This window comes from Candidatus Accumulibacter necessarius, from assembly GCF_036625085.1.
In genome coordinates, this window is record NZ_JAZKUM010000001.1 from 445582 (window position 1) to 458966 (window position 13385).

The window sequence follows — 13385 nt, forward strand, 5'->3', positions numbered from 1 at the left end:
ACGCTCATGCCATCCATCGTTCGCTGGTTGTCGATTCCGCTGCTCGTCCTCGCTGCCACGGCAGGCCCTGTCTACTGGGCGTTTCCGGAAGGGCTGTCGGTGGCGCGCAGTCTGGGCATTGTCCTGGGCTGGGCAGGCTGCGGCCTGCTGCTCGCCAGCCTGCTGCTGATGCTGCGCGAAACCTGGCTGTCCCGCTGGCTGGGGGGGCTGGAAAGGATGTACCAATGGCATCACCGGACCGGCATGGCCGCTTACGTCCTGCTGCTGGCACATCCGCTGGTGCTGGCAGCCGATGCCTGGCGCGATTCTTCCGTTCTGGCGTGGCAGACACTTTCGCCCTTCAGCCAGGGTTGGGCTGTCGGTCTTGGCTGGCTTTCGCTGCTGCTCCTGATGCTCGGCCTGGCGGCGACTTTCGCGACGCGCCTTTCCTATCGGGTCTGGCGTTGGCTACATGTTTCGCTGGGGATCGGCGTCCTGCTCGGGCTTTGGCACCTGCTGCAACTCGGCATCGAAGAACCGGTACTGCCGATCCTGGCGCTGGCCAGCCTTTTTCTTGGCTGGCGGCTGATCGGGGAGGATTTCGGACTGGCCGCCCGGCCGTACCTCGTGCAGTCGGCCGCTCCGGTTGCCGACGGCATGGTTGAAATCTCCCTCAAGCCGCTGGCAGAACCGATTGCCGCAGCGGCCGGGCAGTTCGTTCTGGTCGCCTTCTTCGCCGGGCCGACGTTCCGGGGTTGCGGCGAATTTCATCCTTTCACCGTCAGTTCGATTGGTGCCGACCGTGCACTCCGGGTTGGCGTCAAGGCACTGGGCGATTGCACCCGACGCATCCAGGCCATCGAGCCGGGTGTCCTGGCGCGGGTGCATGGCGCTTTCGGGACCTTCCTGGCCGATCGGCCAGCGGCCGCGCAACTGTGGCTGGCCGGCGGTATCGGCATCACGCCGTTCCTGGCGCTGCTGCGGGCGGGTCCGGTCAGCCAGCCGACCACCCTGGTCTATCTCTATCGCGCCGAGGGTGACGCTGCTTTCCTGCCGGAACTACGCGAGCTGGCCGAACGCGATCCACAGCTGTCGCTGCAGGCTCTGGCCACCGGCAACGAACCGCCGAATCCGGGCTCGTTCCTGCCCGCGCCAGGTCAGTTGGGCGGCAGCGAGTGCTATCTGTGCGGGCCGCCGGGAATGGTTGCGACGCTCAGGCAGGCTCTGCGCACGCGCGGCATCACGCCCCGTCATATCCACTTCGAGAATTTCGGGTTCCGCTGATGCGCCGACTGTATCTGTCCGCGACGGCCGTCTTCTGGCTATTGGTGATTGTTTACTGGGCCGGGAGCCGGTGGTGGCCAGCTGTTGAGGAGCGCCCGGCAGTCATCACCGATCGGATGATTGCGCCGGCCGAGCTGGCCAGGCATGCGCTTCCCGAGGACTGCTGGATGGCGATTCGCGGCCATGTCCATGATGTCAGTGCCTACTTGCCGGAGCACCCCTCTCGTCCGAGCGTTGTCCTGCCCTGGTGCGGCAGGGAGGCAACCGAGGCGTATGACGCCAAGAACAAGGGTCGCCCGCATTCTGCGCAGGCGGACGAGTTGCTCGCCAGATACCGGATCGGCACGTTGCTTGTGGACAAGCCACGGTGAGCAGGTGCTCCCGGTACCGCGCGACTTTATCCCCGGAACGTATCGATTCCCCGGGCGTTGGGGCAGACGACCGGTCCGCGCCGGAGCGATCAGGGGCATCCTGTCACCGATGGCCGCCGCCGATTGACTCAGCGCGTCTGGGTTGCCATCGCGCTTGCCGCGGGTAGCACCTGTGCCGCGAGCCGGGTGTCCGCCTTCAGCAGGCCGATCTCGTCGCTCAGGATCTTGGCGCTTTCGGTCAGCAGCACGTCCTTGGCCTTCTTCTGCTCTTTTTCTTCAGCCAGATCGGCGCTCAGGGCACGTTCGTTGGCGAGCAGGCCATCGTCCCGACGGAGCGCTTTCTGTGCGGCTGACGGGTTGTTTCCGGCACGCAACTTCTGCTTTGCCTCCTGCTTTTCGATCTCGGCGCGACGTTCCGTCTCGTTGAGCGAAACCTGGCTGTTCTTGCGCTGGACGTTGGCTTCGGCGACATCTTCGAGGAGGTAACGAAAGGCCGGGTCTCTTGCCACGCGCGCGTCGTGCCGCGCGCGCAAGGCGGGAACAAGTGTTGTCACCTGCCCGGCGGGGGAAAACTCGGCAGCCTTGATCTGCGTCCAGGGCAGTGCATTTTCCGAGCTCGACTCGCCGAACTGCTCCGGGTCGGTCGTGCTCGGGAACGCGATGTCCGGGCTGACGCCGCGGAGTTGCGTGGTACCCCCATTGATGCGGAAGAACTGGGCGATGGTCATTTTCAGCTCGCCCAATTGCGCCTTGTCTTCCTTGGCGACCTCGTTGAGGTCGACCACCGTCTGTACAGTGCCCTTGCCATAACTCGTTTCGCCGATGACGAGGCCGCGCCCGTAGTCCTGGATCGCCGCCGCAAAAATCTCCGATGCCGACGCCGAGCCTCGATTGATCAGTACGGCGAGCGGACCGCCCCAGGCGAGGCCGCCTTGCTGGTCGCGCTCGATCCGCACCTCGCCTCGCGCGTTGCGTTGCTGGACGACAGGACCCTCATCGATGAACAGGCCCGTCAGGTCGACCGCTTCGCTCAGCGAGCCGCCGCCGTTGTTGCGCAGATCGATCAGGATGCCGTCGACCTTCTCCTTTTTCAATTGAGCCAGTAGGCGCGAGACATCACGGGTCGCACTCCTGTAGTTCGGGTCGCCTTTCCGGCGCGCGGCAAAATCCTCATAGAAAGCCGGCAGTGAAATGACACCGATCCGGCGGTTTGCTGTGCCGTCCCTGGCCTCGATGATCGACTTCCTGGCGGCTTGTGCTTCAACATTGATTTTCCTGCGGCCGAGGGAAATCAGGGTCGGCTTGCCGTCGGGTCCAGCGTTGGCAGGGAGGACGGAGAGCACCACGGTGGTGTCTGTCTTGCCGCGAATCAGGGCAACGACGTCGTCAAGACGCCAGCCGAGCACGTCCGTGATCGGTGCCTGGACCCCTTGCCCAACGCCGATGATCCTGTCGCCGACCTTCAGTTTTCCCGACGCAGCAGCCGGGCCGCCTGGCACCAGCTCGCGAATCGTTGTGTACTCGTCGCGTTCCTGCAGCACGGCGCCGATGCCGACCAGCGAAAGCCGCATGGAGATGTCGAAGTCTTCTGCCGCGCGCGGCCCCAGGTACTGGGTGTGCGGGTCCATGGCCGTCGAGTAGGCGTTCATGAAGAGCTGGAAGATATCGTCGCTCTTGAGCCTGGCGCTGCGCGTCAGGTAGTTCTCGTAGCGCTTGTCCAGCGTCGTGCGGATCGCAGCCTCGTCTTTCCCCGCCAGTTTCAGTCGAAGCCAGTCATTTTTCACCCGCTTGCGCCACAGATCCCGGAGCTCGTCTTCGCTCGTTGCCCAGGGCGCCTTCTCGCGGGAGTGCGGGTAGCTTTCCTTCAACGTGAAGACAGGCTTCTGATTGACGAGCTCGCGGGCCTGGGCTACCCGCTCGGCAAGACGCTGCCGCTGAAGGTTGAACATGGCAAACGGAATGCTCAGGTCCTGCTTGAGAATCGCGTCATCGAGTTGCGTGCGCGCACTGGCGAAGCGTTCGATGTCGGACTGGAGAAAGAACAGTCTTTCGCGATCCAGCGAGTCCACGTAGTTGGCGAAGATCCTTTCCGACATTGCGTCGTCAAGTGGTGCCGCCCGGTAGTGGTAACGCGTGAGGATCTGCGCCGACCACAGGGCCGATTGCGCTTGCTGCGGCAGCGGCATGAGCAGCGCCGGCTCGGAACTTTGTGATTCGAGTGCAGCACTCTGGGCTGTAATCAGCCAGGCAAGCAGAATGCACCATAGCTTCTTAGTCATTTACTCTCCGGAACTCCTCAGGGAAAAATGCCGGCGGCTGTTCTCTTCCACTTTCGGGGACGATTGGGCGATCCGTCTGGCAGCATCGCCCTTGTCGACACAACTGGGTTTTGAGTCGAGTCGTCGGCTGGGCCGCCGTCTGCGATTCGATGCTTTGCTCGGCGGCTTGCCAGGCGCAATGCTGAGGCAGGGCGATGGCTACTTCTTGTCCATATCCCGAGCGGCCCGGATCATGTCTGCATCGAGCACGGAAGTGTCGGTGCCATAGCAGCGGACCATCTCGATCTCCTCGAATTCCGGGGCTTCCTCGTCAGCCTCGGCAGTGCCAGAGGTGCCGGCGCCGTAGTGCTGGCCCCGCCAGCGCGCGATCAGCATTTCCTGATCGCTCAGCCCGGTCTTCATGCCCTCCGGGACATTGGCACCCAGTTCGACCAGGGCCTTGACCACCTCGGTTCGGTTGCCGCGAATGGCCATCGACAGGGGTGATGTCGGCAATGCATTGTCCAGGGTGTTGACTTTCGCCCCGCGACGGACCAGCTCGCGGACGATGTCGGCATACCCCATGAAGCACGCCACGCCCAGCGGCAAGCCGGGGTCGCCACGACCGTCGATGAACTCGACAGGAGCGCCTGCATCGAGGACCGCTTGGACTTCCTGCAGACGGCCCGTGCGAATGGCTTTCAGCAGCTCAATGGCAGCGTTCACAAGTAATTCTCCAATTTCTGAAAGTTCAACGCAGCGGGCGAAGTATCTTCCCTGTCAGAGCTCCGGTCAATTGTTAGCTCAGGCGTTGGTCACTGACGACTACGCCATCGCCGTCAACGTAGATCCACTCCCCGGGTCTGAAGGTGACGCCGCCGAAACTGACCGCCACGTTGCGGTCGCCAATACCTTTCTTGATGCTCTTCAGTGGATGGGTGTTGAGCGCTCGCAGGCCGAGGTTAATGTGGCTGATGTCTTCCGAATCACGAATGCAGCCGTAAACGACGATTCCTTCCCAGCCGTTCTTCTGGGCCAGGATGGCCAACTGGTCACCAACCAGCGCGCAGCGCAGGGAACCTCCGCCGTCGATCACCAGTACCTTGCCGTGGCCTTCGTCTGCGAGCGCTTCCCGTACCAGGGAGTTATCCTCAAACACCTTCAGGGTGACGATCTGACCGCTGAACGACGGGCGACCGCCGTAATGTTGAAACATCGGTGCGACCACTCGGACGCGACCGTCCTGAGTCCTGGCTTCGTTGTTGTCGAGCAGGTCGGGGGTCTTGAAACTCATGTGCTGGCCTTGCTTGTCGATGTGGGCGAACGGCCATGTCTGGCAACATGGCCCTGAATGGTCGCTGTGTTCAGGCGACGACCTCGGGTTCTTCTTCGAAGATGAGCTTCACTTTCTTGTCCTCGTCGAGGTCGACGGTGACGTGGCCGCCGTTGGCCAGTCGACCAAACAGCAACTCGTCGGCCAGAGAGGCCCGAATGGTGTCCTGAATGAGCCGAGCCATCGGGCGGGCGCCCATCAGCGGGTCAAAGCCCTTCGCGGCGAGATGCTCTTTCAGCGCCCCCGTGAACACTGCTTCCACCTTCTTTTCGTGCAGTTGCGCCTCGAGCTGCATCAGGAACTTGTCTACCACCCGCAGGATCACCTCGTGGTCAAGTGCCCTGAACGAGATCGTGGCGTCGAGCCGGTTGCGGAACTCGGGGGTAAAGATTCGCTTGATCTCGGCCATCTCGTCGCCGGCCTGCCGGGAAGGGGTGAAACCCATCGTTGTCTTCTGGATCGCTTCCTGTCCGGCGTTGGTAGTCATGATGATCACCACGTTACGGAAATCTGCCTTGCGACCGTTGTTATCGGTCAGCGTGCCGTGGTCCATGACCTGTAGCAGGATGTTGTAGATGTCGGGATGCGCCTTTTCGATTTCGTCGAGCAGCAGAACGCTGTACGGCTTCTTGGTGATGGCCTCGGTCATCAGTCCGCCCTGATCGAAACCCACGTATCCGGGCGGCGCGCCGATCAGGCGCGATACCGCGTGACGTTCCATGTATTCCGACATGTCGAAACGTACCAGGTCGTTGCCGAGGCAGTACGCCAGTTGCTTGGCAACCTCGGTCTTGCCGACCCCGGTCGGACCTGAAAAAAGGAAGCTGCCAATGGGCTTGGTGGGATTGCCCAGCCCGGAACGGGCCATCTTGATGGCCCTCGCAAGCGCGTCGATGGCCGCATCCTGGCCAAAAACCACCGCTTTCAGGTCACGGTCCAGGTTCCTCAGGTTGGTTCGGTCATCGGATGAGACGTGGGTCGAGGGTATGCGTGCAATCTTGGCGACGATCTCTTCGATGTCGATCTTGCCAATCAGTTTCTTCTGCCTGGACTTGGGCAGGATCCGTTGCGCAGCTCCTGCTTCGTCGATGACGTCAATCGCCTTATCCGGCAGGTGGCGGTCGGTGATGAAGCGAACCGAAAGCTCGACGGCCGATGTCAAGGCCGCAGCGGAGTACTTGATGCCATGGTGGGCTTCGAAGCGAGACTTGAGTCCCTTCAGAATCTCGACCGCTTCGGCGCTGGATGGCTCGTTGACGTCGATTTTCTGGAATCGGCGTGACAAGGCGTGGTCTTTTTCGAAGATGCCGCGGTATTCGTTGTAGGTCGTCGCGCCAATACACTTCAGCTGACCCGTCGACAGCGCCGGCTTGAGCAGGTTGGAGGCATCGAGGGTGCCGCCTGAAGCCGATCCTGCGCCAATCAGGGTATGAATCTCGTCAATGAACAGGATCGCCTGTGGGTTCTCGGTCAGTTGCTTCAAGACGCCTTTCAGGCGCTGTTCGAAATCGCCGCGATACTTCGTACCAGCCAGCAATGAGCCCATGTCGAGACAATAGACGTTCGCTTTCGCCAGGATCTCGGGAATGTCACACTCGACGATGCGTCGCGCCAGCCCTTCGGCAATTGCCGTCTTGCCGACGCCGGCTTCGCCGACCAGCAGCGGATTGTTCTTGCGCCGACGACAGAGCGTCTGGATTACCCTTTCAAGCTCGCGGTCACGGCCGATAAGCGGGTCGATCTTGCCCTGCAGAGCCAGCGCGTTGAGGTTGATGGTGTAGCTCTCGAGCGGGCCGGCTGCGGCTGGCTGCTCACTTTCAGGCTCGGCTTCCGGCTCGCCGCGAGGTGCGTTCTGTGGCACCTTGCTGATGCCGTGCGAGATGAAATTGACGACATCCAGGCGGGTGACTCCCTGCTTCTGGAGGTAGTAGACAGCATGCGAGTCCTTTTCGCCGAAGATTGCGACCAGGACATTGGCGCCATTCACCTCCTTTCGGCCAGAAGACTGGACGTGCAGTATGGCGCGCTGAATGACCCGCTGGAAGCCCAGCGTCGGTTGCGTATCGATCTCATCGTCACCGGCGATGGTGGGCGTGTGTTCGCCGATGAAGCGGCTCAGATCCTTGCGCAGCTGTTCGATGCTGGCGCCGCAGGCGCGCAGGGCTTCGGCTGCCGAGGGGTTGTCGAGCAGTGCCAGCAGGAGGTGTTCAACGGTGATGAACTCGTGACGCTTTTGCCGCGCCTCGACAAACGCCATGTGCAAGCTGACTTCAAGTTCCTGCGCAATCATTCAGTTTTCCTCCATTACGCACGCGAGGGGATGCTGGTTGTTGCGTGCGTATCCTGTGACCTGTTCAACCTTGGTGGCCGCGACGTCGCGCGGGTAAACGCCACAAACTCCCCGACCCTCGGTGTGGACTTTCAGCATGATTCGCGTCGCGTGTTCTCGATCCATCCCGAAGAATCTCTGCAGAACGATGATGACGAAATCCATGGGAGTGAAATCGTCGTTCAGCAACAAGACCTTGTACAGTGGTGGTGGCGCGAGTTGCGTGCGTTTTGGTTCGAGCAGGGAGCTGTCTTGATGCTTTGTTGCCATGCGTGAATTCTAACCAGTCTATAGGGATGCGCAATACCGCTCTTGGCCAATCTTCCGTGCCGAGACCGCGAGCTGGGTGCTGGGACGATGAAAATGCTTGACGCGTCCAGCTTGTTTAGCGTAAAAAGGATGCATGCTCTAAGTTTCTGCCGCTGGGTGGTGGTTCTGCATGTCTGAAATCATCTCTTGGTTGTCGTTGAATTAGAAGCATGCAAGTCGGGCGATACCCGGATTTAGTCTTTTTTCAAGGAAGTGGCAATATGGCAACTGGTACAGTGAAGTGGTTCAATGACGCCAAAGGTTTCGGCTTCATTACTCCGGACGATGGTAGCGAAGATCTTTTCGCTCATTTCTCCGCGATCACCATGGGTGGATTCAAGACCCTCAAAGAGGGCGAGAAGGTTTCTTTCGACGTGACGCAGGGCCCCAAGGGCAAGCAAGCTTCGAACATCTCGCGCGCTTGATTTTTTCGGGTGTGCAACAGGGACCCGCCTCTGGCGGGTTTTTTTTGTCCGCGAAACGCGGTTGCGGGCTCGCCTAGTGGCTATCCGGCAGTGAGAACCGCCTCATCGAGCCGCTTGTCGCCTTTGGTGTCTGCCCATTCGACGGCAATCCGGTCACCGGCCTTGAGGCCTTTGGCATGGAAGGCGAAAAGTGGATTGCGCGAAATCGAGGTATTCAGTTGGCCGCTAACCAGCAGATTGCCGTTGGCGCTGAGCGAAAAGGTCTGTATGAAGTGCGTTGGGACGACTTTCCCGCTCTCCGGGTCCCTGCGCTGACCGGTTTCCATCGGATGTGGCATGAGGACGCGAATCTCGGTGATGTCGCCCTGCAAAGTGGCGCGAATCTTGATTGGTTCAGCCATCGTCGGTTTCCGTTTCTCAGCCGCCGCAGCCGCCGAGCGTCACCTTGACCTCGCGACTGGCGTGATAAGTCTTGCCGTCAGCGGCTCTGACCACGATGCGTATGCGCGACGACTCGGCCATCTTCAGTTGCAGGCGGACGCGCGCCAGGGCCCCTTTCGCGAAGCTCAGACTGGCGGCCAGCGGGAGCGGATTCTTGTCGACGAAGACAGCGATGGTTTGACTGCCAGCAATGTTGCTGACCACCTCGAGCGGGACCTGCGCCCCGTTTTCGGCGATATCGACCGTCTTGATGACGATGCCGCTGCTCTCGGCCGAACCGGTCAGGCCGCTGGCCTTGATGGCATCCGGCAGGCTGGTGGCGGTGAAAGCTGGCCGGTTCCAGTCGGCGGCAAGGACGCCGGTCGGTCTCAGCAGTCCGGAAGCCAGCAGCACACCAATCGCGCCGCTGGCGCTCGCCGACTTCAGGATGATCCGGCGTAGCGGGTCGATCTTGCGGGTAGTTGCGGGCACGGTTTCAGCTCCCTGTCCAGCGTTCCGACTTGCCGCCGGTTTTCTCAAGCAGGCGAACGCCGTCGATCCGCATGCCACGATCGATCGCCTTGCACATGTCGTAGATCGTCAGCAGGCCAATACTGGCGGCGCAAAGCGCTTCCATCTCGACGCCCGTACGACCGAAACACTCCGCCTGAGCCAGGCAGTGCACCGAATTAGCCTCGCGGTCGATTTCAAAGTCGACCGTAACCCTGCTCAAGGCGATCGGATGGCACAGGGGAATCAGCTCGGAAGTGCGTTTGGCCCCCTGAATCGCGGCAATCCGCGCAACTCCGAGAACGTCCCCTTTGCTGGCCGTACCTTGCAGTACCAGGTCCAGGGTCTCCGCCCGCATCGAGATATGGCCGGCGGCTCGCGCCAGACGGTGGCTTTCGGCTTTGGCACCGATGTCGACCATCTGCGCCTTGCCTTGCGGATTGAAATGGGTGAGTGGACTGGCAGGCATGAAGGTCACCAACTCTGATGGGCAGCTTCGTATTTGGCATCAAGCCGGTCACGCTTGGTAACAATGCAGCAGGCCTGAAGCCTTTATCATACCATCATCCTTGTTTGTCCATGAGCGAGAGCCTTGTTGAACAGAATGACCCCTGCCGCCGTCTTTTTGGCCATGGCGGCTTCATTTGGCAGTTCTTCTCCAATCCTGGCCGATGACCTTCCAGATCTCGGCGAGTCGGCGCGTGCCGAGTTCTCGCCGCAGCTCGAACGGAAAATCGGCGAGCGGATTCTCAACGAGATCCGCTTGCGCGAGCCAAGCTACGTTGACGACCCCGAAATCTCCGACTATCTGAATCGACTGGGCAGTCGTCTGGTCGCAGCCAGTGCCAGTCCGGCTGCCGATTGCTACTTCTTTCTTATCCGAGATAACACCGTCAACGCGTTTGCGATGTTCGGTGGATTCATCGGCGTGAACAGTGGGACGTTGCTCACTGCCCAATCGGAGTCCGAGTTGGCCGGGGTTCTTGCGCACGAGATCTCGCATGTCACACAGAACCACCTTGCGCGTCAGATTGTCCGGGAGAAGCAGAGCTCGATCGCGATGATGGCTGCAATGGCCATCGGCGTGCTCGCTGCCCGTTCGAATTCGCAAGTGGCCAGTGCTGCGATTGCCTCGGCCCAGGCCGGTTCGATTCAGGCGCAATTGGCTTTCAGCCGTGATTTTGAACGGGAGGCGGATCGCCTGGGGTTTCAGACACTGACCGGGGCGGGCTATGATGTACGCGGCATGGGCGAATTCTTTGGCCGTCTGCAGCTGGCGGGGCGGGTTTATGAGAACAATGCGCCGGTCTATTTGCGCTCGCATCCCCTGACCGTCGAGCGCATTTCCGACATGCAGAACCGTGCGCAGGGTGCCCCCTATCGGCAGGTGGCCGATAGCCTGGACTTCCAGCTTGTCAGGGCCAAGCTTCGCGCACAAATGGGCACGCCGCAAGAGGCGGCCAGCGAGTTCGGCAAGCAGTTGCAGGAGAAGAAGTACGGATCGGAGGTCGCCACCCGCTACGGGCTGGCCTACGCGCTGTTCAAGGCGAAGCAATTGGCTGCCGCGCAGCGAGAAGTCGAGGCGCTTGCTGCGCTCAAGGCGTCGTCGCCGATGATCGCTGGCCTGGCCGCTACAATCCGTATTGCGGCTGATGATTTGCCTGGCGCAGTGGCGATCTACCGCGATGCCATGCAGCGCTACCCGCAGTCCAGGTCGCTGGTCTATGGGTACGCCGAAGCGCTGCTCGCCGCAAGGCAATACGAGCAGGGCTTGCGCTTTCTGGACTCGCAAGTCCAGACCTACGGTTCGGACTATAAGCTGTATGGCCTGCAGGCCAGAACCTTCGCCGCGAGCGGCAAGCGCCTGCAGCAGCATCGGGCCCAGGCGGAGTTCTATCTCCTGCAAGGGCAGCTCGGACCAGCCGTCGAACAACTGCAGTTCGCGCAACAGGCGGTCGATGGAAACTTCTTCGAACAGTCGGCAGTCGACGCGCGCTTGCGTGAATTGCGCAAGCTGCAGGCAGAAGAAGCGAAGCAGAAGAAGAATGGCGTTTAAAATACGCGCTCAGTTTCTTTCTGGACCAGAGGCCATGCATTTCGACCGAGAACTCGACGTCAAAGGGCTGAATTGCCCGCTCCCGATTCTGCGTACCAAGAAGACGTTATCGGAGATGTCACCAGGGGAAGTCCTGCACGTCGTGGCAACCGATCCGGGTTCAGTCAAGGATTTCGAAGCCTTCGCCAAGCAGACCGGAAATGAGCTGCTGTCCAGCGTTGAGGCGAACAAGGTCTTTGAGTATTACCTCAAGCGCAAGTAGGGGCAGGATTCGCTGGGCGGTGTCGCGGCGTCCGCCGCGATGCACCTGCCGCCAGAACGCAGAGTGATGCCTGCCAGCGGCTGTTTCGCACTGTTTGACGGCGACGCTGGAAGTGCCCTGCTGCTGACTAGCTGCTGTCGTTCGTTTCAGCTGAACACATTGGTGGACCCGGTGCCGGTGTTCGTGGCGGTGGAAGCGGCACTTGCTGCTGGTCAATGGGTTGCTCTGGCGGCAGACTATGCGCTCGGCGCCAGCTTCGAGCGGGCCATAGCGGCAGTACCTCCGGGTCGGCCGGTGTTGCGGGCCTGGGCGTTTGCCCATGCTGAACGGCTCGACGCGGAAGCTGTCCAGGCTTTCCTGGCCGGGCGGTTGGCGGCGATCCCCGAGGAGCAACGGGCGGCGGGAATTGCCGAGTTATTTGCCTCCGTCGGTCCAGGCAGGCATGCGGCGCAGGTCAGGCAGGTGTGTCGCTGGATTGCCGACGGGGACTGCTACCAGGTCAACCTCACGTTTCCTCTGACCTTCCGGATCTACGGTCATCCGCTGGCGCTCTATGCGCGCTTGCGCGCTCGACAGCCGGTTCGCTATGGCGGCTACGTCGAGATCGGCGAGGAGGCGATTCTTTCCTTCTCGCCGGAGTTGTTTTTTGAGCGCCACGGCAGCCGCGTGCGGACGCGACCGATGAAAGGGACGGCGCCGCGTGGCAACACCCCGCGTGAAGACGAGGGGATGCTCGCTGCGCTGCTCTCTTCGGCCAAGGAGCGCGCCGAGAACATCATGATTGTCGACCTGTTGCGCAATGATCTGGGGCGCCTGGCGCAGCCGGGCAAGGTGCACGTCGAAGCGTTGTGTGAGGCCGAGGCCTATCCCACCCTCTGGCAGATGGTGTCAACGGTGGCGGCAGAGTTGCCCGGGACCGGCCTGGCGGAATTGTTCGGCGCGCTGTTCCCCTGCGGTTCGATTACCGGCGCGCCGAAGATACGCGCCATGCAACGCATTGCCGAGTTGGAAGACTCGCCGCGCGGGTTGTACACCGGTGCCCTCGGCTGGTTGGCGCCCGGGGGGGACTGTCGTTTCAGCGTCGCCATTCGGACCGTTGAGGTTGACCCCGGGCGTTGCGCAAGGCTCGGCGTTGGCAGTGGCATCGTCGCCGACGCCGACCCCGACCGTGAGTATGCCGAGTGCTTGCTGAAGGCGAGGTTTCTCACCGGCTTTGATCCCGGATTTGAGCTGCTGGAAACGCTTCGCCTGGAAGCCGGCAGGTATCCCCTGCTGTCGTTGCATCTTGAACGCTTGCAGGCTTCGGCACACAGCCTGGGTTTTGCCTGCCCGTTGCAGGCGTTGTCGTCGGCGCTAGCGGCCGAAGCGCTTGCCCGACCGGCCGGCGTCTTTCGCGTTCGCCTGACCCTGGCGCATGACGGTGGCCATCAGGTTGCTGCGTCGCCGCTGGTCGAAGACAAGGGCACGCACTGGCAGGTGGTGCTGGCGGCCGAGGCGCTTTCTGCCACTGACTACCTGCTGCGCCACAAGACCACGGCGCGCGCCCGCTATGATCGCGCGCTGGCAGCACTGGCAGCCCGGCCAACGGTTTTTGATGCGATCTTTGTCAATACTCGCGGAGAGGTTTGCGAAGGGGCTCGCAGCAACGTCTTCATCGAGCGCGATGGGATATTGCTGACGCCGCCGCCAAGCTGCGGCTTGCTACCGGGGGTGATGCGCAGGCAGTTGCTCGCGTCGGGTCGGGCCATTGAACAGGTGCTGCGGCTGGATGACCTCCGCCTGGCTTCCGCCCTGTATGTGGGCAATGCCGTGCGCGGCCTGATTCCGGTATCGCTTGAACTGTGAGCGC

General features: G+C 61.6%; 14 protein-coding genes. 6 read left to right on the plus strand and 8 right to left on the minus strand.

Translation table 11 applies throughout. The features are described 5' to 3' along the window. The first annotated feature begins 6 nt into the window (after positions 1-6). Both V5B44_RS02295 and V5B44_RS02300 read left to right on the plus strand, forming a co-directional pair. Positions 7-1263 carry a ferredoxin reductase family protein gene (locus tag V5B44_RS02295; RefSeq protein ID WP_332357492.1) on the plus strand — a complete coding sequence of 419 codons (1257 nt, stop codon included), beginning with the start codon at positions 7-9 and terminating at the stop codon, positions 1261-1263. Next, the gene (locus V5B44_RS02300; RefSeq protein ID WP_332357493.1) at positions 1263-1634 is read left to right on the plus strand and encodes a cytochrome b5-like heme/steroid binding domain-containing protein; all 372 of its coding nucleotides are present in this window, start codon (positions 1263-1265) and stop codon (positions 1632-1634) included. The genes V5B44_RS02295 and V5B44_RS02300 overlap by 1 nt, the downstream gene beginning before the upstream one ends. A gap of 128 nt (positions 1635-1762) precedes the next feature. Here the strand turns inward: V5B44_RS02300 and V5B44_RS02305 are convergent, their stop codons facing one another. From V5B44_RS02305 to clpS, 5 genes are all read right to left on the minus strand, one after another. Beyond that, positions 1763-3913 carry a carboxy terminal-processing peptidase gene (locus V5B44_RS02305; RefSeq protein ID WP_332357494.1) on the minus strand — a complete coding sequence of 717 codons (2151 nt, stop codon included), beginning with the start codon at positions 3911-3913 and terminating at the stop codon, positions 1763-1765. 198 nt (positions 3914-4111) lie between these two features. Beyond that, positions 4112-4618 (minus strand): ankyrin repeat domain-containing protein, encoded by a 507-nt coding sequence (locus tag V5B44_RS02310; RefSeq protein WP_332357495.1) that lies wholly within the window; start codon positions 4616-4618, stop codon positions 4112-4114. A gap of 73 nt (positions 4619-4691) precedes the next feature. Further along, entirely contained in the window at positions 4692-5186 is a 495-nt protein-coding gene (gene rraA, locus V5B44_RS02315) for a ribonuclease E activity regulator RraA (protein WP_332357496.1), read from the minus strand. A gap of 70 nt (positions 5187-5256) precedes the next feature. Further along, the gene (gene clpA / locus V5B44_RS02320) at positions 5257-7515 is read right to left on the minus strand and encodes an ATP-dependent Clp protease ATP-binding subunit ClpA (RefSeq protein WP_332357497.1); all 2259 of its coding nucleotides are present in this window, start codon (positions 7513-7515) and stop codon (positions 5257-5259) included. Then, a complete protein-coding gene (gene clpS / locus V5B44_RS02325; protein WP_332357498.1) occupies positions 7516-7824 on the minus strand; it encodes an ATP-dependent Clp protease adapter ClpS in 309 nt (102 codons plus the stop codon). Between the two features lie 260 nt (positions 7825-8084). Here clpS and V5B44_RS02330 point away from each other — a divergent pair, with 260 nt between their 5' ends. After that, positions 8085-8288, plus strand: a complete 204-nt coding sequence (locus V5B44_RS02330; RefSeq protein WP_015768464.1) for a cold-shock protein — start codon at positions 8085-8087, stop codon at positions 8286-8288. Between the two features lie 80 nt (positions 8289-8368). Here V5B44_RS02330 and soxZ read toward each other — a convergent pair whose 3' ends face one another. Genes soxZ through moaC form a run of 3 tightly spaced genes read right to left on the minus strand, consistent with a single transcriptional unit; the run spans position 8369 to position 9687 of the window. Further along, positions 8369-8689, minus strand: coding sequence for a thiosulfate oxidation carrier complex protein SoxZ (gene soxZ, locus V5B44_RS02335; protein WP_332357499.1), 321 nt, complete (start codon positions 8687-8689; stop codon positions 8369-8371). A gap of 16 nt (positions 8690-8705) precedes the next feature. Then, positions 8706-9200 carry a thiosulfate oxidation carrier protein SoxY gene (gene soxY / locus V5B44_RS02340; RefSeq protein ID WP_332357500.1) on the minus strand — a complete coding sequence of 165 codons (495 nt, stop codon included), beginning with the start codon at positions 9198-9200 and terminating at the stop codon, positions 8706-8708. 4 nt (positions 9201-9204) lie between these two features. Then, positions 9205-9687 carry a cyclic pyranopterin monophosphate synthase MoaC gene (gene moaC, locus V5B44_RS02345; RefSeq protein ID WP_332357501.1) on the minus strand — a complete coding sequence of 161 codons (483 nt, stop codon included), beginning with the start codon at positions 9685-9687 and terminating at the stop codon, positions 9205-9207. Between the two features lie 135 nt (positions 9688-9822). Here moaC and V5B44_RS02350 point away from each other — a divergent pair, with 135 nt between their 5' ends. The 3 genes from V5B44_RS02350 to pabB all read left to right on the plus strand — a co-directional run bounded on the left by V5B44_RS02350 (position 9823) and on the right by pabB (position 13381). Then, positions 9823-11274, plus strand: a complete 1452-nt coding sequence (locus V5B44_RS02350; protein ID WP_332357877.1) for a beta-barrel assembly-enhancing protease — start codon at positions 9823-9825, stop codon at positions 11272-11274. A gap of 34 nt (positions 11275-11308) precedes the next feature. Continuing rightward, entirely contained in the window at positions 11309-11536 is a 228-nt protein-coding gene (locus V5B44_RS02355) for a sulfurtransferase TusA family protein (protein ID WP_332357502.1), read from the plus strand. Between the two features lie 66 nt (positions 11537-11602). Beyond that, a complete protein-coding gene (gene pabB, locus V5B44_RS02360; RefSeq protein WP_332357503.1) occupies positions 11603-13381 on the plus strand; it encodes an aminodeoxychorismate synthase component I in 1779 nt (592 codons plus the stop codon). Positions 13382-13385 lie beyond the last annotated feature (4 nt).